The 18,400-nt window shown below is 44.0% G+C and carries 20 protein-coding genes; 2 read left to right on the top strand and 18 right to left on the bottom strand.

Annotated elements, in window-relative coordinates; translation table 11 throughout:
- Window positions 1-6: 6 nt before the first annotated feature.
- From DNH61_RS07755 to DNH61_RS07745, 3 genes are all read right to left on the bottom strand, one after another.
- Window positions 7-1,014, bottom strand: a complete 1,008-nt coding sequence (locus tag DNH61_RS07755; protein ID WP_245948014.1) for a DUF3383 family protein — start codon at window positions 1,012-1,014, stop codon at window positions 7-9.
- The gene (locus tag DNH61_RS07750; protein WP_111146090.1) at window positions 1,004-1,498 is read right to left on the bottom strand and encodes a phage neck terminator protein; all 495 of its coding nucleotides are present in this window, start codon (window positions 1,496-1,498) and stop codon (window positions 1,004-1,006) included. Before DNH61_RS07750 ends, DNH61_RS07755 begins: the two co-directional genes overlap by 11 nt.
- A 412-nt stretch (window positions 1,499-1,910) precedes the next feature.
- On the bottom strand, window positions 1,911-2,300 hold the full coding sequence (locus DNH61_RS07745) for a hypothetical protein (protein ID WP_111146089.1): 390 nt from the start codon (window positions 2,298-2,300) through the stop codon (window positions 1,911-1,913).
- A gap of 205 nt (window positions 2,301-2,505) precedes the next feature.
- Here DNH61_RS07745 and DNH61_RS07740 point away from each other — a divergent pair, with 205 nt between their 5' ends.
- Both DNH61_RS07740 and DNH61_RS07735 read left to right on the top strand, forming a co-directional pair.
- Window positions 2,506-2,916, top strand: coding sequence for a helix-turn-helix domain-containing protein (locus tag DNH61_RS07740; protein WP_245948012.1), 411 nt, complete (start codon window positions 2,506-2,508; stop codon window positions 2,914-2,916).
- 33 nt (window positions 2,917-2,949) lie between these two features.
- The gene (locus DNH61_RS07735) at window positions 2,950-3,366 is read left to right on the top strand and encodes an ImmA/IrrE family metallo-endopeptidase (protein WP_111146087.1); all 417 of its coding nucleotides are present in this window, start codon (window positions 2,950-2,952) and stop codon (window positions 3,364-3,366) included.
- 115 nt (window positions 3,367-3,481) lie between these two features.
- Here the strand turns inward: DNH61_RS07735 and DNH61_RS07730 are convergent, their stop codons facing one another.
- The 15 genes from DNH61_RS07730 to DNH61_RS07660 form a co-directional block, all read right to left on the bottom strand.
- Window positions 3,482-4,465, bottom strand: coding sequence for a glycosyltransferase family 2 protein (locus DNH61_RS07730; RefSeq protein ID WP_111146086.1), 984 nt, complete (start codon window positions 4,463-4,465; stop codon window positions 3,482-3,484).
- Entirely contained in the window at window positions 4,455-5,861 is a 1,407-nt protein-coding gene (locus tag DNH61_RS07725) for an undecaprenyl-phosphate glucose phosphotransferase (RefSeq protein ID WP_111146085.1), read from the bottom strand. Before DNH61_RS07725 ends, DNH61_RS07730 begins: the two co-directional genes overlap by 11 nt.
- Window positions 5,862-5,986: 125 nt before the next feature.
- Window positions 5,987-6,934, bottom strand: coding sequence for a glycosyltransferase family 2 protein (locus DNH61_RS07720; protein ID WP_111146084.1), 948 nt, complete (start codon window positions 6,932-6,934; stop codon window positions 5,987-5,989).
- A 5-nt stretch (window positions 6,935-6,939) separates the two neighbouring features.
- The gene (rfbD, locus tag DNH61_RS07715; protein ID WP_111146173.1) at window positions 6,940-7,782 is read right to left on the bottom strand and encodes a dTDP-4-dehydrorhamnose reductase; all 843 of its coding nucleotides are present in this window, start codon (window positions 7,780-7,782) and stop codon (window positions 6,940-6,942) included.
- Window positions 7,783-7,796: 14 nt separating this feature from the next.
- The gene (gene rfbB, locus DNH61_RS07710) at window positions 7,797-8,816 is read right to left on the bottom strand and encodes a dTDP-glucose 4,6-dehydratase (protein ID WP_111146083.1); all 1,020 of its coding nucleotides are present in this window, start codon (window positions 8,814-8,816) and stop codon (window positions 7,797-7,799) included.
- A gap of 65 nt (window positions 8,817-8,881) precedes the next feature.
- Complete coding sequence (gene rfbC, locus DNH61_RS07705) at window positions 8,882-9,430, bottom strand: dTDP-4-dehydrorhamnose 3,5-epimerase (protein WP_111146082.1); 549 nt, start codon at window positions 9,428-9,430, stop codon at window positions 8,882-8,884.
- Between the two features lie 18 nt (window positions 9,431-9,448).
- Window positions 9,449-10,192, bottom strand: coding sequence for a sugar phosphate nucleotidyltransferase (locus tag DNH61_RS07700; RefSeq protein WP_111146081.1), 744 nt, complete (start codon window positions 10,190-10,192; stop codon window positions 9,449-9,451).
- 29 nt (window positions 10,193-10,221) lie between these two features.
- The gene (locus tag DNH61_RS07695; RefSeq protein ID WP_111146080.1) at window positions 10,222-11,388 is read right to left on the bottom strand and encodes a glycosyltransferase family 4 protein; all 1,167 of its coding nucleotides are present in this window, start codon (window positions 11,386-11,388) and stop codon (window positions 10,222-10,224) included.
- Window positions 11,389-11,401: 13 nt separating this feature from the next.
- Window positions 11,402-12,466, bottom strand: coding sequence for a glycosyltransferase (locus DNH61_RS07690; protein ID WP_181438615.1), 1,065 nt, complete (start codon window positions 12,464-12,466; stop codon window positions 11,402-11,404).
- Window positions 12,463-13,659 (bottom strand): glycosyltransferase family 4 protein, encoded by a 1,197-nt coding sequence (locus DNH61_RS07685; protein WP_220036926.1) that lies wholly within the window; start codon window positions 13,657-13,659, stop codon window positions 12,463-12,465. The genes DNH61_RS07690 and DNH61_RS07685 overlap by 4 nt, the downstream gene beginning before the upstream one ends.
- Window positions 13,659-14,099 carry a hypothetical protein gene (locus DNH61_RS07680; RefSeq protein WP_111146078.1) on the bottom strand — a complete coding sequence of 147 codons (441 nt, stop codon included), beginning with the start codon at window positions 14,097-14,099 and terminating at the stop codon, window positions 13,659-13,661. The genes DNH61_RS07685 and DNH61_RS07680 overlap by 1 nt, the downstream gene beginning before the upstream one ends.
- A 20-nt stretch (window positions 14,100-14,119) precedes the next feature.
- A complete protein-coding gene (locus DNH61_RS07675) occupies window positions 14,120-15,343 on the bottom strand; it encodes an FkbM family methyltransferase (protein ID WP_111146077.1) in 1,224 nt (407 codons plus the stop codon).
- A 13-nt stretch (window positions 15,344-15,356) separates the two neighbouring features.
- Window positions 15,357-16,649, bottom strand: a complete 1,293-nt coding sequence (locus DNH61_RS07670; protein ID WP_111146076.1) for an ABC transporter ATP-binding protein — start codon at window positions 16,647-16,649, stop codon at window positions 15,357-15,359.
- Window positions 16,649-17,425 (bottom strand): ABC transporter permease, encoded by a 777-nt coding sequence (locus DNH61_RS07665; protein ID WP_111146075.1) that lies wholly within the window; start codon window positions 17,423-17,425, stop codon window positions 16,649-16,651. The genes DNH61_RS07670 and DNH61_RS07665 overlap by 1 nt, the downstream gene beginning before the upstream one ends.
- Before the next feature lie 27 nt (window positions 17,426-17,452).
- Window positions 17,453-18,391 carry a GDP-mannose 4,6-dehydratase gene (locus DNH61_RS07660; RefSeq protein ID WP_111146074.1) on the bottom strand — a complete coding sequence of 313 codons (939 nt, stop codon included), beginning with the start codon at window positions 18,389-18,391 and terminating at the stop codon, window positions 17,453-17,455.
- Window positions 18,392-18,400 lie beyond the last annotated feature (9 nt).

The following is an 18,400-nucleotide window of genomic DNA, read 5'->3' as shown; positions in this document are numbered from 1 at the left end:
TCCCCCTTATAGTCGAATCTGTCCGCGAATCGTCGTTTCGTGAATGGCTCCAGCGAGATCAAACCAGAATTGGCCTTCTTTATAATTCCGTTCCGCTCGATCTGATGCATCAACTTCAGCACGCGTTTTAAAATTAGTTCCGTACATTGGTAATCCGTCCTCGTCCTCCGCAATAATACCCTGCTTATAAGCTCGCTGCAGAACTGTCCTTACCACACTTTCAAGCTGGGCAATCCCTGTATCGTCATATGCAATTTTTTGTGAGCTGTTCAACAGCTGTTGGATACCCTGCTCAATGGAAGACCGCACATAGTCTTTCGCATGAATAATATCAATGTACTCTCCCGAAAGCGTCTTTCCCTCACTCGTTACAGGATCGCCTGCCTTGGTAACATAGGTGTTAGCACTAAGATCGTGAATGCTCTTCAACCCAGTCCCGGAAATCTCTAATGGATTGATGCCCGCTAGTTTCTTGAACTTCCACGTTACGCTTCCCACATCCGACGAAGCTGCACGACCCACCCAGGCTGCTTCCGGATATGACGCAGGGTTTGTATGATACAGAACCGTTGTACGGGTATATCCCTTGGCCTTTAACGACTCTACTACTTTCATATCATCAGATCGGGTAAAATACTGTCTCGAATTATCCATCTCCACAGCGGCAGCAATGGCTTCGACTTCCTCTGGAACCATAGTAGTGGCAATAAGGAAGTACCAATCTTCTCGGAAGATTTCATTCAAGGAATCTTCCAGCGGCTGCATCTCCGTACCGAGCTTTCTGCAATAAATGGCTACTTCACCAGGAGAGTCATCACCTTGGTTGAGCAGCGCAAATGCTGCCTTATATTCCTCAGTTTGCTTGCCGTAATCGGCAGCGATCGAAGCAATGTCACTATATGTCTTATAAGAACTTCCTTCCGCACTTGTTCCCAAAATCAGTGGCTTACCAAATCCAAGCTTTGGAACAGGACGCTCCATCTCGATCATTACTGTTACATCTCTATTGGCCAAAAGGCTCAACTCCTCTCAGTTGTACATCTTCTACTACTTCCAGTGGTCTTGATAAGATGTGTCGGACTCTTAATTCAATGTCCATCCCATAGCGCCGTTCCCATCTGCTACTAATCTGAATATCTCTGTTCTCGATCATGCCAATTCGTGCAACGACAACACCCAGTTTTTCCTTAAGCAGTGTACATCCCTCGGTCAAGAACCAATCCCTGACTTGCAATGTCTGCTCAATCCGCTGCAGCCCTTCTACTGCATAGCTTAGGAAGGTTGCTTGTAGGGTAACCGTCTCATTGAGCGTGGGTTCCCCGTTTTCCACCGTTAATACGGGGCGTCCCGAAGCTTCACCGACAGGTCTTGAATAATTGCAAGTTATTAACCGATCCTCAGGGAAGTTGTCAATGCTATCATATGGAACGACGGGAATATGCAGGTAACTCAAGAGACTCGTTGTCAGCAGCTGATCTATTTCCCGAATAGGTATCATTTTATGCCCATCAGCCTCCCCTCTATTGAATTACTTGTCTGTTCACCGTACTTGCATCTGCGAATTCATTCGCATTATTTTCACCTCCCTCCGTTACCTGATGAAACCCCAAAGGGCTTCATCTTAAACAGGGCATCTAACCCTACCTCATCACCACACCCCTGACGATTAACGTCTAAGGCTTTAAGACCCACAGCATGGCCGAGTGCCTACGGATGATAAGGGTTCAGTAGACTTCACCCGGAAAACCGTCTCCGGTATTCCCTGTTGAATCTACTTTAACGCGGATAGACAGACATAGCGCTGGCACGGTTATGCCGTTATTCCGGCAGTTTACCGGCACATAAAAGTACAAAAAAAAATCGGACGCTTGTCCGATTTCAACCTGTCTACCCGCTATTTCGCATCTACCTCATAAGACTGGAGCTGACCAACTCATAAGAGCTTCCGCTACCACCTTTATTCCCTCTGATATTTTCCGGTCAACCGTTCTCTCATCCATTGTACTAAAATACATGACCGTTTCTTTATGCCGATGCCCCTTAATGAAGCGAAACTCGATAATTCGTCTCACCTCATCATCTAGAATTAAATGAAGTGCCATATCTATATAACGCACGGCTTCACTACAGTTTCTATAGACCTCCTGCTGCTGTACACTAAGTCGCTCCCCATTCTGCTTTAAAACCACGCACATCGCATTATTTCGTTTGTAGTCAATCAACAGCTTCTTGACGGCAACGATGTCCTTTTTGCTTACGTCGGGAAATTTAACATCCTGTAGGTGCTCCAATACTGTCATTCCTAACGCCCTCCCGTTCTAAACCTAACTTGCCTTGCTTCCTTCTCACAATTATACAAGTATCTTGGACTCATAACTCAATATTATATCCAATAATCTTGGATGTCAATAATAAAAACCGAGGAACTTGGACTATATAGCTATTTTTCTTAAGCCGTGGTACAATTTACTTGAACTTAGAAGAACGGTGGTTGAGGTTATGTTAATGGAGAGATTAAGACGAAGACGTAAATCTATGAAGTTAACACAGGAAAAGTTAGCTGATTTGGTGAATACCAAGAAGACCACCATCTCGAACTACGAAACGGGCTACAGCACCCCCAACAATGAGATGCTTAGTGATCTGGCTGATGTACTTGAGACCACAGTAGATTATTTACTTGGCAGAACGGATAATCCGGCCCTGACCGCAGCACAAGAACAGAGCATACCTGATTTTGCAAACGGTAAAGACATTCGTGATTTCAAAACCTTTCTGCAGCAGCAAGAAGTTATGTTTGATGGCGTCCCTCTGACTGATGAGGAGAAAGCACGGGTATTAGGGTATATGGAAAGTATGTTCTGGGAAGCCAAAAGGATGAACAAACGCAGGAAACCGCCTGAAACCGATCAATAACCACAGGCAGATTGGCGGAGCAGGAGGATTATCATGAAAGTAGAAAAAGTAGTGAACAAGCTAGTACGAAAATTTAATACCACCGATCCTTTCAAAATTGCTGGCTTATTGAACGTTCATGTACAGTTCCTGGATCTGCCCCCCAACTGTCGAGGTTATTATCTACATACCTTAAGAAGACGCTTTATTGCGGTCAACCAAAATCTATCCGAAGTGTGGCAGCGAGTCGTATGCGCACATGAGCTGGGGCATGATCAGCTGCATCGGGGTATCAGCCGATTTTTTCTGGATGAGCAATCTTTCTTTGTGGCCGGTCGTTATGAATGCGAAGCAAACCAATTTGCACTCCGCCTGTTGCTCAAGAATGAAAAACCTCTGCAGGATGAGCCGTCAGAACACTTCCTGCTCCGAAATCATATACCTCCAGAAATGGCTAGGTTCTATAAATAACTTATAAAGGCCTTAAATAGAAAATCCTGTGATCCATAATAGATAACCCCCTTGGAAGTCCCAAGGGGGTTATCTATTATGGATCAATAGGTCTACATGAACGATAAGCACCTTATCAGCCCCGCTCTGTCACACCTGTATCCATCGTCTGCAGCTTGTCCCAAATCTTGCGGTGCATACTGAACCGTTCACACCAGGAGGCCGGCAGGCGGTTATACCGCTTGCCAAGCTGGTAACCGAGATACTTCGCACCAGATTCCGCTATCAGCACCGGAACCCAGTGCCACTTGCGGCCGCGGTGCAGCTCCTTCAGCTGAGTCCCAACGAGACGGGAGCCCGCTTTGTTCACAGAGGAGTACTGATAGATCCATTCATTCCGCCGCATCGACACGCCATTATCGAAGAAACGCTTGAACTGCTGCTTTAGCGAGTAATTATGCGAATGGACCACTCTGGCATCTGCCGCATAGGCGATCTCATAGCCGGCCAGAACGCACTGCGCGGCAAAGAAGAGATCTTCATTGAAGATGACCGGCTCTGCAAAGCCGCCCATGTCTTTGAACAGCTCGCGCCGCATGGCGGAGCATACATTCGAGCAGAAGAACGCCTTAATCCCCAGCTGGTCGATATCCGCCTTCCCCTTACGGGAAGGCTCAGCCGGATAATTAAATGAACGAGACAGCTGCTCCAGCACATTCGCATCTGCCCGGGGCAGCTGCCGTCCGTACGAGCATGCAACACGTTCATCCGCCAGCGGCCGCACAAGCGCCTCCAGAAGACCGCCATCAGCAGGCTCTGCATCCTGTGTCATGAACACCAGAATCTCACCTGTAGCTGCCCTTGCAGCCAGGTTACGGGTGCCGCCATGGTCAAAGTCCCGCTGATCTACGGTTAACACGCGGGCGCCTTCGGTCTCTGCAACCGTCGCAGTGCCATCACGTGAAGTGGAATCAATCACGATAATCTCATGGGGCCTTAGCGACTGGTTCCATAAGGCCTGAAGCATGGCACGAAAGCCTGGTCCTGCATTATAGGTAGGAATGATAACCGAAACAGTAGGCAGAGTCCTATGGACAATTTCCTGCACGTTAGTAGGCATTTTTATTGACAAGCCCTTTCACGATGGTCTTGATGATAATTTTCAAGTCGAACAGGAACGACCAGTTCTCAATGTAGAACAAATCATGATCAATCCGGTCATGAATCGAGGTATCACCGCGAAGCCCATTGGTCTGCGCCCATCCCGTGATGCCCGGACGGATGTGGTGCTTGACCATATACTTCGGCACCTCTCCCTTGAACTGCTCGACGAAATATGGCCGCTCCGGACGCGGGCCGACTACACTCATCTCACCGCGCAGCACATTAAAGAACTGCGGCAGCTCATCGATACTGGTCCTTCTGAGGAAGGCGCCAAATTTTGTCCGCCTCGGATCGTTCTCGACCGTCCACTGTGTATTCGCCGTCTTGTCATCGGAGAGATGCATGGACCGGAATTTATACATATAAAATGTCTTCTTATCAAGGCCCATGCGCTCTTGTTTGAAGATGGCCGGTCCCGGTGAAGTAAGTTTAATGCCGAGGTATGCGAACAGCATAGCCGGAGAAGCAATAATAATAGCAATAAGCGAGAACACGATATCGAAGGTACGCTTAAGCAGGCGGTTGCTGAGCTCATCCAGCGGAATATCACGGACATTAATAAGCGGAATTCCCGCGAAGTTATCAAAGAACGGGCGGGCCGGGAGCAGATCGAAATAATCGGGAATAATAAGCGTCTTCGCCCCCGCATTGTCACAAACATCGATAATATGGGCATACTTGTGATGAGCCTCCAGCGGTAGGGCAATAATAACCTCATCAATCGGGTTATCCTGCAGGATTGCCTCCAGCTCATCCACCTTGCCCAGAACGGGCTTCAGGTGGCGGTATTCCAGCGGATGCTCCTGATGATAGTCATCCAGGAATCCGTAGACCTCATATCCCAGCTCCGGATGGCTCTGAAGATTGTTGAAGAAGCTCCGGCCAACCGTGCCTGCCCCGAGGATCAGGACGAATTTCTTGTTGTAGCCCTTGCGCCGCAGCCGGAACAAGCCCTGCTTAACCATGAAGCGGTAAGCCGCCATGGCGGTAATATTAGCGCAGAAGAAGATTACCAGCAGCTCACGTGAGATATGCACTTCCTTCGCGATGAAGAGCATGCTGAGCAGGCCCAGGAAGCTGAGCGACTGCACCTGTATGATTTTCCAGATGTCTGAAGAGAAGCTCTTGCGCCGCCGCGGCGCGTAAAATCCTACATAAAAACCAATCAGCACAGCTGCAAAAGCATACACGGTTCCCCACATGAAATACTGGTTGAATGGAATCGTATCATAAGAGGAGAGCCAGCCGCTCTGAAATTTAACCCAATACGAGACCAGGAACATAACCAGCATGCACAGGGCATCCGTCAATACATAGATTTGCGTCAAAAAACGTTGATTCTGCCGGATCATATAATAGAGCCTCCTTGATCCACGCGTTCTTCTACAAGCTATATGAAAACAATGGATTCACTAGTCTCAAAACTAGACTTATTGTAACAAAAAAATGCGCAAAGTGATACCCCACATGGTCCCAGTTACAACCTGCGTTCCCTTTTTCTGTCGAACAGCCATCTCCGTTTGCGGAGCATATCGGGACATTTACGAAGGATCGTCAGCCAGCATGCCAGCAGCCCAGGCTCCCGAAGCACGATATAAGCCAGCTTCCCTAATTCTTTGACGAACAGAACGGGAAAAAGTTGCAGCAAGCCCCAGCTAAATGGCTCATTCTTAATCAATGTGAAGAACCGGTTCTGGTATGAATGCCTGCGGATAAAGAGCGGGATCGAGCGCCTTCCGCCCTTTTTCCAGCCTCTGCGGTGAAGAGCCTTGGCCGCCGGTATGTACCAGGCCTGCCAGCCCAGATGTCTGGCGCGCCAAGCTGCGTCGACATCTTCTTTGTAAGCAAAGTAGTCCTCATCGAAAAACTGGCCCTTATACGATATATCACCAATCATGGCCATCCTGTAAACAGCCGCCGCACCCGAAACACCAAACACTTCCCTAGTCTCCGCCCATTCGGACGCCGGCTCCCCTGCCGCCAGCTCTACGGCATTATGATCGCTCGCGATCGCTATACCCGCACTGTCCATGATATCCGGACGGTCAGCAAACACGAGCTGCCCTGCCGCGCTGCCCGCCGTCGGGTTCGCTTCCATGAAAGACACGATCTCCTGAATGTAACCCGGCAGGAGCCGCACATCCGGATTAAGCACGACCACATAGTCGCTGTCCGTATGAGAGATGGCCTGATTCTGGCCGCCGGCAAAGCCGTTGTTCACCTGATTCCGATGCAGCTGAACCGGGGGGCCGAATCGCGCCACTCTGTCGCAGGTGTCATCCTTGGAATCATTGTCGACGACAATAACGGACACAACAGGAAAGGACTGCTGTAGCACGGCGTGCAGGCAGTCCTCAATATCCTCACTGCTGTTATACGTGACGATGCATACGCTGACCGTCGGAGCCTTACCCTGTTTCAGCAATTGTATCACTCACTGTCTTTGAGATAATCCTTCAATGCATCCCGCCAGTCGCGCAGCCGCTGCAGGCCGTTGGCGCGCAGGCTGCTGGCGTCCATCACGGAGTAAGCAGGACGCGGCGCAGGACGCGGAAACTCGCTGGTCGTACATGGTTCGACGGTTACGTCCAGCTTGCTCTCCTCGAATACTGCCTTGGCAAACTCGTACCAAGAGCATACCCCTGAATTCGAAGCATGATAGATTCCGTAATAATCTGTACCTGCAAGCTCTACGAGCAGTTCAGCCAGGTCGCGTGTATACGTGGGCGAACCAATCTGGTCATGAACGACCTTAAGCTGCTTCTTCTCGGGTCCAAGCTTCAGCATCGTTTTGACAAAATTATTGCCGTACTTTCCATAAACCCAAGATGTCCGCACGATAAAATAACGGCTGCAAAGCGTCTGAGCTAGGCGCTCACCGGCCAGCTTCGACTTGCCGTATACCGTCATCGGGTTCGTGTTGTCATATTCATTGTAGGGGCTGGTTCCAGTCCCGTCAAACACATAATCGGTACTAATGTATACCAGCTTAGCCTTGATCTCCTCAGCAGCTACGGCCATATTGCGTGTTCCCGCACCATTCACCCGGAACGCGCCGTCAGGGTCGGCCTCCGCCTGGTCCACAGCCGTATATGCTGCGCAGTGGATGACCGCATCCGGCCGCTGCTCCGCGAGCACCCTTCTGCACGCATCCAGGTCGGTAATGTCCAGCCCATCCCGATCATAGCCGATAATCTCTACGCCTTCGGCTGTAGGCAGATTAACGAGCTCCCGTCCCAGCTGTCCGTTCGCACCGGTCACCAGCAGCTTCATCCGTCTTCCTGCCATTACTGATCACCCAGCCGGTCTTTGTACTGGGTTTGGAAATAATCCTGATAAGCACCCGAAGTAACCCGCTCCATCCACTCCGGATTAGCGAGATACCAGCGGATTGTTTCCTTGATGCCCGATTCATACTGATACTCCGGCTGCCAGCCCAGCTCGCGCGTAATCTTGCTGGCGTCGATCGCATAGCGTCTGTCGTGGCCGGGGCGGTCTTTTACATACGTAATAAGTGATTCCGGCTTGCCAAGCTCCTCAAGAATCGCCCGAACCACCTGGAGGTTATTGCGTTCGTTATTTCCGCCAACGTTATAAACCTCGCCCGGCTGGCCTTTATGGATAACCAGATCAATCGCACTGCAGTGATCCTTCACGAACAGCCAGTCACGTACATTCAGACCGTCACCGTAAACAGGCAGCTGCTTGTTATTCAGCGCATTCTGGATCATCAGCGGAATCAGCTTCTCCGGGAACTGATACGGGCCGTAATTGTTCGAACAGCGCGTAATGTTCACGTTCAGGCCATACGTCTCGTGGTAGGCACGAACAAGCAGATCTCCGCCTGCCTTGGAGGATGAGTAAGGACTGTTTGGCTGCAGAGGTGACTCCTCTGTGAATAATCCCGTTTCGCCGAGCGTACCATATACTTCATCTGTAGACACCTGGACAAACTTCGTCACTCCGTGCCGCTTCGCCGCATCCAGCAGTACCTGCGTACCCAGTACATTCGTCTTTACGAACACGTCGGGCTCCAAGATGCTGCGATCCACGTGGGATTCAGCCGCAAAGTTCACAATGACATCCACACCCTGCTGCACCAGCTCGCTCATCGCCTTCGCATCAGTGATATCCGCTTTGACGAACGTATGATTCGCATTGCCTTCAATGGACTTCAGATTCTCCAGGTTGCCCGCATACGTAAGCGCATCAACATTGATAATCTGATAATCCGGATGCTTCTCCAGCATATACATCACAAAGTTACTGCCGATAAAACCGGCTCCGCCGGTGACAAGAAGTTTCATAACGGCCTCCTCAGGAATACACTTGTACTGTACTTGGATATACGTATTCCATTGTATTCGACCTATTAATCGAAATTGATATCTGCATCCCGTAAAGCAGGCAGTCTGCTATCTTTATCAGACAGAATGGCCTCCGATACTGGCCAGTCAATACTTAAGTCAAGATCGTTCCATAGGATACCCCTGTCATGCTCGGGCGAGTAATATTCATCGACCTTATACATAACTTGCGTATGGGGTACCAACGTACAAAAGCCATGAGCAAATCCTTTGGGAACTAAAAGCTGACGATGATTGTACTCGCTAAGAATAACACCCTCCCAACGGCCAAATGTCGGAGAGTTTTTTCTTATATCAACAATTACGTCATAAATTGCTCCGCTCAACACTCTAATTAACTTGGTTTGAGCTTTAGGATTCAGCTGATAATGAAGTCCCCTAATAACCCCTGGTTCGGCAGATAATGACTGATTGTCTTGCACGAAGTCAAATTGCAGACCAACTTTGTTCATCGTTTGCTCATTATAACTTTCTACGAAGAAACCACGATGGTCGCCATGAACCACTGGTTCTAGGAGCATCGCACCTTGAAGCCTCAAGGGAGTTACCTTCATCGTGTGTTGATCCCTCCGCTACAATTTTAATTTGCCAAATTCATCGCTGTACTCAATGTTCCGAGCCAATTCATTGGCTCTAGCGAGTGACGCATGCGTTCCAGCATCTGTCCACCAGCCTTTAAGAACATCAAAAGTTAAAGCTCCCTTAGCAATATATGCATTATTCACGTCAGTGATTTCAAGTTCTCCACGATTTGAAGGCTGAAGAGTCTTAATAATCTGGAATACTTCGTGATCAAACATATAGATACCGGTAACAGCATAGTCACTCTTGGGTTCTTGTGGCTTTTCTTCTATGGCAATTATGTTTTCTCCTTTAAGCTCAGCAACCCCAAACCTTGTCGGATCATGTACTTGTTGAAGCAGCAGTTTCGCACCGGTCGACTGTTCTTTAAACTTGCTTACATAGGTCGTTATGTCATCTTCAAATACGTTATCACCCAAAATAACAACCATTTGATCGATTCCAACAAACTGTTCAGCCAGTCCAAGCGCCTGGGCTATACCCCCAGCTTCATCTTGGACCTTGTAGGTAAATGTTACACCCATCTCCTTACCACTGCCCAAGAGATTAACCACATCTCCCATATGGTCTTTTCCTGTCACCACGAGAATATCTTGTATGCCCGCTTGTTTGAGTTTAAAAATGGAGTGAAAAATCATAGGATATTTGCCGACTGGTAGCAAATGCTTGTTGGTCACCTTAGTTAAAGGAAACAGGCGAGAGCCCGTCCCGCCTGCAAGAATGATGCCTTTCATAGTTCAACTCCCTCATTGCACAAATAAGATTAATCGATTAAGACCTTAAATTTATTAAGAATAACCTTCCAGTCATATTTTTCATCCACATATCTTTTCCCATTCACACCAAGTTCTTTACAAAGATTTCCATTGTTCATAAGTAAGTCAAGGCAAGATTCGAATTCTTCAAAATCTGTATAATAAAGACCCGCATTTCCACGATTACAGTGCCCAACTAAAACATCTGAATGACCATTCACCAATACTGGGGTTTGAAAATATAAGCTTTCTAGTACAACCATGGATAAACTTTCATATTTTGAAGGCATGATTAAGAGTTTAGAGGCTTGCATTAAGGCAAACTTCTCTTCATCGGTCACGAATCCAAGAGGAAGTATACCGTCATCTTTTGGAATTTCCATCACAGGCTTCCCAATCATAACCAGAGTCGGTGCGTTCTTGTGTTTTTGCTTATACCTCAAATAAAAATCAAACAATTCTCCACAGCCTTTGGACTCGTCTATTCTTCCTGCATAAAGAATAAATGAATCAGGCAGCTTAAATTTTTGCAGAACTGACTCGGTATTAATATCCACATCTGGGACATCTACACCGATACCTGCTACCTCATACGGAATGTACTCGTTACCAAAGGTTTTATGGACAAAATTCTTCTCTTCCTCTGTTAGATATACGATTGATCTCGGAAGATGAAATAACCCCTTAAAAATAGAAAAATATATATAAGGCTCATCATGCGCTGTGGGTACAAATATACTTTTCTCAGCAGCCTGTGAAAGCCCAAAAAAAGTAGTAAAGTAAAGGTAAGTGAAAAATATAACTTTATGATACCTTCCATGGTGTTCTCTCAGATACTCTAGTAGAGCAAATGACACCGGACCTTGAGATTTCATCCATTCAAGTTCATCATAAACATTGCGCGGATTAGTCAAAACACGTTCATTAATTTTAGAAAACTGTTTCGTATCTCTAGGCTGGTCAGTAGGAAATCTCTTAACATTGACATTATTAATATATTCCTCATTCGAATCGTAATGATTGGCCCATGTTACATAGTCGAGAGCTTTAGTAGTTAAAATTTCAACATCATATTCCTTGCTAAGACGCTCGGCAATAAGGCGGCAACTCAACTCCGAACCACCGTTAACTTCCAAACCATACCGTTGGACCACAAAGGCAATCTTTTTTCTCAATTTGCACCACCGCTTATTTTATTATCGAATTCTGTTTTAATATAGCGACGAACTGGTTAATAGCAGCTTCCTTTGAAAATCGTTGCAGCTGTACTCGCTGGTTCGCAAGCAGTTTATCCTGCAGTTCTTGTTCAGCGAGAAGAATATGCATCAACTCAGCGTTCGATTTATAATCCTTGCTTGTTGTAAGAAACCCGCCATTACCAAGGGTATCAGGAATTGCACTGCTTTTATATGCAATTATTGGGAGTTGGAAGTACATGGCCTCCACAATTGGAACACAAAATCCTTCATGTTCACTCATACACAAGAATAAATCTGAGCCTTTATAGTAAGCAAGGATCTTAGTAAATGGTATGTGCCCGGTTATTACTACGTGGTCCTGTAACTGCAGGTGCTCAATTAAATGTACTAACTCACTGTAATAACGCTCCATCCCACCATACGAACCTACTAAGGTAAGCTTGGAATTCGAATTGATATATTTGTGATAATAATAGAAAGACTTAATAACATCTTCTTGTTTTTTATTCGGTGCTATTCTTCCTACAAACAATATATTCTTGCTCTCAGGTGAATCCTGAAGGGATTTCAAGAGCTTTTGATCCGGCTCTTCAGCATAATCCTCATAATTTACTATAATAGGGCTTATAAAAGTGTTTTTATAACCTAGTTCCAACAGTTCAGAACGATTATACTCAGAAACGGCAATTGAGACATCCATATGTTCCGATAAGAAAGTTAATTGGTCTCTTCCCTCTTGGCACAGTCTTTGCATAGTACCACTGTACCCAGCGAAGAAACTAGGTGGCGTCACATTGTGATACACCAATACCTTTGTGTTTGTAAAATTGGGTATTGTGTAGCTGAGCTCACTGCCTGTAGAGTGGTGGTAGATGACGGGATAGTTTTTCGGACACGAATCAGCATGTTGAGCATACTTAGTCATCTTAGGATGAATATTTTGCGCATATATGTTGGACTTAAGCCCCATGCTTCTAAGAACTTTCATCATATTGACGGCTGAATTACTAACAGCATCGCCATAGCTGAGTGTAGGCAGCAATTGGTTTATCATGTTGTTACTCCTGTAAAACATTTTTTGAGAAACTCGCCGTAATTATCAATTACAGCATCCCACCGAAACTTATTTTTCACAAAACGTGACCCATTATTGCCCAGCGCATCGCTTACGGCAGACTGTTCGAACAAAAGCTTAACACATGCTTCGAACTCTCTATAATTGCTGAAATATAGTCCACCGTTGGATTCAATGCAGAAATTCGTTGTAACTTTACAACCTTCATATACGAGAACAGGCCTTCCACTTAACCAACTTTCCATGATTACAATGGAAAAACTCTCATTAGGAGAAGGGTTACATAGAAGCTGTGCTGCTCCGAACGCATCATATTTATCTTGTTGAGGGACAAAACCTAAATCATGAACATGTCCACTTATATTGTCAGGGATATCGATACTGCCCCCACCAATTAACACCAAATCGATGGGTTCACCATTCACTTCTTTATAGTGAGATAAATAGTTAAGCAGAACATGGACATTCTTCCCATGGTCTTTCCTGCCGGCATATAATATAAAAGGTTTATAAATGTTGTACTTTTCTCTAAAATGTTCCGGATAGGAACTAAACTCGCTTACCCCAAGTCCAAGCACTTTTTGTTGTACTTTTTCCAATGGATAATTAGCATTAGCCCATTCAGCTTCAGCCGAGGAAAAGAAAATGATCCCCTTCACTTTACTATACATTTGTTTAAAGCTTTCAAAGTAAGCATAGCTTTCATCGTGAAAAGCCGGGATCAGTACGGCCTTATCATATACTTCTCTAATCCCATGATAAGTGGTGCCAAACATATAAGGTATAAAAACAAACCCGGCATATTCATTTTTCGAATCTCTTAAATAATTCTCTAAATCCGGACTATTTACCATTTCATCAAGAAAGATCTTTTCTTCATCTATGGTAATTTTCTCACCATTCATCAGTTTAGCATTAATCATGTCAAACTTTTTAGTGTTTCTTTTTCCAACGCTGAAGCGACGAACCTTTACTCCATTGACAACCTCTATCCCCGGCTTATAATGATTTACGCTCCAATCGCTGTTGAATTGTTTAACACAAGTTGTTAAAACCTCCACATCCATGCCTCTTGAGACCATTCGCTCTACAATATCCCGACAAGCAGCTTCGGAACCGCCAGGTATATCGACTCCATACCATGGGATTACAAAAGCAACTCTATTAATCATCAGCTGTTAACCTCACTATTTCCAGCACGCTTATCGTTCTGCTCTTTGTTTTGCTTTGCACTTACCTCTTCCATTATCTTCAATTGGGTAACAATCTCATTATAAGCTCTTACTACATTCGCATTGAACTCTGTTTGTCTTTGCATAATGGGATTCATATACCAGCTGATAGATTTCCTTATAACCTTTTTAACGAATACAATAATTGTGCCTATCCCACGACGATGTGAGGTTATCGGGAATGCAGTGCTGTTATTCCAAGTCCTATTGAGAAGTAATTGGTATTCTTCTAGAGCCGATAAATTTATACCCCTGTTATTGGTATGATAAGAGCTGGTTTTGACTAAATCATCTTCATAAGATCTCTTATTAAGGTTTTCTTTAATTTGCTTCATTATTTTCTTAACATCAATATTATTGTCATCGATTTCAATGTTCAATTTGCTTCCCCCTTCTTCGATCACTTATTTTCAGTTAGTTCATTGAGCTTGATAGTATCAATAAAGATCGAGTTAATACCAGTAAAGGCATATTCATCATAGCCTTGACTCTCCATAAAAGCTTTGACTTCTGTATTTTTAGTAGAGTAAGCCAACTTAGTGTCATAATCAATAACTTCAACAATAATTAAAAAAGGTCTCTTGCTCTCATAGTCGATTGATTGTAAGACCTCCATGTCTTTGCCTTCTAAATCGACAGATAATATGGTCGGAACTCTGCCCAGGTAATGGTCTACTATATAGTTGTAACTCACCGTTGTAATTGTCTTCTTATCAATCACTTTCAACTCTGGATTGATTTCAATCATTTCTAAGGCATTCTCATAACTGGTAGTACTTAACCCATCAACATTCATAATGTAAAAGTCAATACTTTTACCTTCCACGACGTCGACACAATTATTTAGTACAATATCTCTGTTTCTATAGAAGGTTAAGTCAGGGATTAGGTCAGGATTAGCTTCAACAATAACTCCCTTTCCACCCTTAGCATAAAAGTGATAGGTGTTACTCAAATTCTTCGCATGGTTAGCTCCCAAGTCAATATAGCTGACTTCATGATAAGGAATCCTATTTACTCGGATTATATAGTCAAGAATAGTGTCTTCCCCAGCCTGTGAGTAAGAGTTCATATAGAAATTAGAGCCGGAATTGTCCATGACCCCGAGTTGTTCTAAGTGCCCTAGCTTACCTTTTAGATCATCTAGTTCTCTAAGTATAACTTGGTGCTCATGGGCAAGTTGTTGCTGAACGGAATGTTGAGCAGAATTTTGCTCAGAATGCTTATCCTTAATTATATCTAAATCTTTGAGGATCTCTTCACGTACTCCAGCAAGCTGCTGCTCTATTGATTCTTGTTTTAATACAAAATCGGTATGATTCCCATTTAAAGTAGCGAGTTCGGCTGACAATTCATGTGTTTTATTAACGATTATATTTAATAGCTCTGTTATTTTCCCTATTGCTGGTGTAACAGCGGAGTTGAAACCTGACTGCTGAGTCAAGACTGAATCAATATGGCCCCTGAGAATTTTTAGAACTTTTTGTTCAACAAAATTCCGTTCTGCTTCATCGCCTGGTATTACAAGATGATAGGTCTCGAGCATCTTTTCAATATAAGTTTTTAATTCAGCAATCCTGATGTCTTGTGCTTTATCTCGGTTATCTTCCATATTTACATTCATAATTGATCCACCTTTAACTTGTTGGTTTAGAAATTACCCAACTATGTGGCACAGAGGTAACGCCGACAGATTTATCACTTGATACAACCGAAAAGTCCATATAGTATTTTATAAAGTCTAAGGCTCTATGATGCTTATCGACAACCGCTACATTTAGTTTGTATTTACCGGATAGCAAGCTGCATTCTTTTGAACTAAACGTAACAGTGCCAGTCCTGCTCAACTCTTTAATTTTTATTTTATCTATCTCTGTATTATTTCCGTATATAAGCACATTATCCATTGTATAAAAGCCCATTCCAAAGATATACTCAGGCTGTGAATCATTCACTTTATAATCTATTTCAATTGAGAATGGTTCACCCGCAATGAGCGCATTAGTAACTTGTCCCGCTTTGTTGACAATTCTAGCTTCAGTTATTTCGACTTCCTTGGTTCCCCAGCGTATGTCTTCACCGAAAGGTAGTTCGGTTGCGCCCTCTTCACTTCCACCATTTGTATCTGTTAAAGCTACGTCCTGTTCAGCTGTCTCTGAGCTCGCATACTCCTGCTGCTTGTTCTCAACATATTTCACATTCATATGTTGCTTGTACAAGTTAACTACTCGGTCAGGTTCACCTTGCTCCACAATTGTTCCACCATCAAGCCACACGACACGATCGCAGATTTTCTCTACCGTACCCAGGTCATGTGTCACAATTACAATAGTAGCTCCGCCATACTTGAAACTTTCTATTTTCTCAAAACATTTTTTTTGAAAGTTCTCGTCACCAACCGATAAAATCTCATCAATTAGGAGCACTTCCGGATCAACATTAATAGCAACGGAGAATGCCAGTCGCATATACATCCCCGAGGAATAAGTACGTACCGGATTATCTATGAAGTGCCCTAGTTCAGAAAATCTAATGATTTCATCTAGTTTTTCATCAATCTCTTTTTTGGATAATCCAAAGATTGAAGCATTGGTGTATATATTTTCTCTGCCTGTAAAATCCGGGTGAAAGCCAGCCCCTAGTTCAATCAGGCTCGACACTCTCCCGTCAACTTCAATCTGCCCATTGTCAGGATATAGAATCTTGGTTATCAGTTTTAGCAGGGTACTTTTACCGCAGCCATTATGTCCAATCAGGGCAACTGTTTCACCCTTTTTTATATCAAGACTAACATTGTTGACTGCCTGAAATTTACTGTAATCATTACTTCTTAACTTAAGGATTTTTTCCTTTAGCGTTAACGGCTTATCGCGATATATCTTAAATGATTTACTTACATTCCTCACTGAAATTGCTATTGACTCTTCCATTACAACTCCTCCGCGAAGGACTTTTCGCATCGCTTAAATGTGATAAGCCCAACAATGATTAAAACGATTCCCACAGCAGCTGAGTAAAGTAAGGATGACCACTCCGGTGCCCTCCCATATAACAGAACGTCGCGGAATGAATTTATAATTGGTACCATCGGATTATAATGCATAGCCTCTTCAACTTTTGCAGGAAAAATATCAATAGGGAACACAATTGGTGTTAAATAGAACCACACCATCACAAGAATACTTACGATATGCTCAAGATCACGAAAGCGCACATACAAGGCAGAAAAAATAAGAGAAATACTCAGAATAAATATAGTTTCAACCAAAAGCACAAGAGGCAGCCATAAAACATGCCACGTTAGTGAAACCCCTGTGATTAAAAGTGCGGGAAACACGATTATTAAGCCAAATATATAGTTCATTAAGTTAGTGCCGATTACAGATAAGGGAAGTATAATTCTTGGGAAGTAAATTTTCTTCACAAGATTAGCATTGCCTACTATACTAGTTGTCGAAATTTGAACCGAGGTAGTAAAGTAAATCCACGGTAACAATGCGACAAATAGAAACATCGGATAATTTTCCTGGTTATTTCTCAAAAGCAGCGGAAACACAATTGAGTAAATTGTAAGTTGTAAAACAGGGTTAACAAATGTCCAGAGAAATCCAAGAAAAGATCCCTTGTAACGGGACCTTAGTTCTTTTCTAATTGTACTAATTAACATCTGCCGATAAGCTTTTACTTCTTTAAATGTATTTACCATTTACTGAGCCACCTAATATTAAGTGATCTAACTTCCCTTCAACCAATCCTTGTAGATATCATGAAGACTTTGTTCTAAAGGAATTTGAGGCTTCCAGCCAGTCACCTCTGTAATTTTCCCGTTTGAACCATAATACTCCAGCACATTATTAGGTCTAAGTTTTGCTGGGTCTGTCTTCATATCAATTTGCACTTCTGCAAAAGATACAAGTGTATCTAATATGTCTTTGACTGCCACATTATTGCTTGAGCATACGTTATAAATCTGACCTGCCTCTCCTCGCTCATAGAGAAGACGATAGGCTTCTACTATATCTCGCACGTCTGTAAAATCTCGTCTGCTGCTTAAATCTCCAACATACATTATGGGCTCCAATAGTCCTTTAGCAATATCGGTAACCTGCTTAGCAAAGTCACTCGTCACAAATCCTTCCGATTGGCCGGGTCCGATATGGTTAAAGGAACGGACGTGTATCGTCTTCATATTGTACACTTTATTGTACATCATAGAGAGATTGCCAAGTGCGTATTTGGAAAGACCGTATGGATTTGCGGGTGCTGCCACGCTATCCTCTGTAATTGGAGACTTTGCACTTGGACCATACTCTTCAGAAGACCCAATTGTAAGTAAGGTAACATGCTCTTTAATGTTAGAATGTCTAATGCCATCTAAAAGATTAATTGAGGCCATCAGGTTCGCATCAAAAGTTTCCTCAACTATATCCCAAGACCTTCTAACTGAGCTTTGGCCCGATAAGTGGAAAACTACATCGGGTTCAAGATCGTTCATTTTATTTTGAATTTCTTGATAGGAAGTATAATTTAATTCTATGAGTTTTACTCCATTAACGGAGTTAATGGAGCCATTTCTGGCTCCACCCCAAACTTCATATCCATGATCCAGTAAATTCTTTGCGAGATATCGACCTGCAAATCCAGTGACACCAGTAATTAAGGCCCTTTTCAATTTGCATCA

The organism is Paenibacillus sambharensis (assembly GCF_003233845.1).
GTDB lineage: Bacteria > Bacillota > Bacilli > Paenibacillales > Paenibacillaceae > Paenibacillus_I > Paenibacillus_I sambharensis.
Note: the sequence above shows the minus strand (reverse complement) of the source record. Positions and strands in the feature narration are given on the sequence as shown.

Excerpts from the sequence above, each read along its gene's own strand:
- DNH61_RS07700 (WP_111146081.1), bottom strand. The coding sequence starts at position 10,192 with ATGAAAGGCATCATTCTTGCAGGCGGGACGGGCTCTCGCCTGTTTCCT.
- rfbC (WP_111146082.1), bottom strand. The coding sequence starts at position 9,430 with ATGAAGGTAACTCCCTTGAGGCTTCAAGGTGCGATGCTCCTAGAACCA.
- DNH61_RS07745 (WP_111146089.1), bottom strand. The coding sequence starts at position 2,300 with ATGACAGTATTGGAGCACCTACAGGATGTTAAATTTCCCGACGTAAGC.
- DNH61_RS07690 (WP_181438615.1), bottom strand. The coding sequence starts at position 12,466 with ATGATAAACCAATTGCTGCCTACACTCAGCTATGGCGATGCTGTTAGT.
- DNH61_RS07750 (WP_111146090.1), bottom strand. The coding sequence starts at position 1,498 with ATGATACCTATTCGGGAAATAGATCAGCTGCTGACAACGAGTCTCTTG.
- rfbD (WP_111146173.1), bottom strand. The coding sequence starts at position 7,782 with ATGAAGCTGCTGGTGACCGGTGCGAACGGACAGCTGGGACGGGAGCTC.
- rfbB (WP_111146083.1), bottom strand. The coding sequence starts at position 8,816 with ATGAAACTTCTTGTCACCGGCGGAGCCGGTTTTATCGGCAGTAACTTT.
- DNH61_RS07740 (WP_245948012.1), top strand. The coding sequence starts at position 2,506 with ATGGAGAGATTAAGACGAAGACGTAAATCTATGAAGTTAACACAGGAA.
- DNH61_RS07675 (WP_111146077.1), bottom strand. The coding sequence starts at position 15,343 with ATGAATGTAAATATGGAAGATAACCGAGATAAAGCACAAGACATCAGG.
- DNH61_RS07685 (WP_220036926.1), bottom strand. The coding sequence starts at position 13,659 with ATGATTAATAGAGTTGCTTTTGTAATCCCATGGTATGGAGTCGATATA.
- DNH61_RS07670 (WP_111146076.1), bottom strand. The coding sequence starts at position 16,649 with ATGGAAGAGTCAATAGCAATTTCAGTGAGGAATGTAAGTAAATCATTT.
- DNH61_RS07725 (WP_111146085.1), bottom strand. The coding sequence starts at position 5,861 with ATGATCCGGCAGAATCAACGTTTTTTGACGCAAATCTATGTATTGACG.
- DNH61_RS07730 (WP_111146086.1), bottom strand. The coding sequence starts at position 4,465 with ATGCCTACTAACGTGCAGGAAATTGTCCATAGGACTCTGCCTACTGTT.
- DNH61_RS07665 (WP_111146075.1), bottom strand. The coding sequence starts at position 17,425 with ATGGTAAATACATTTAAAGAAGTAAAAGCTTATCGGCAGATGTTAATT.
- DNH61_RS07735 (WP_111146087.1), top strand. The coding sequence starts at position 2,950 with ATGAAAGTAGAAAAAGTAGTGAACAAGCTAGTACGAAAATTTAATACC.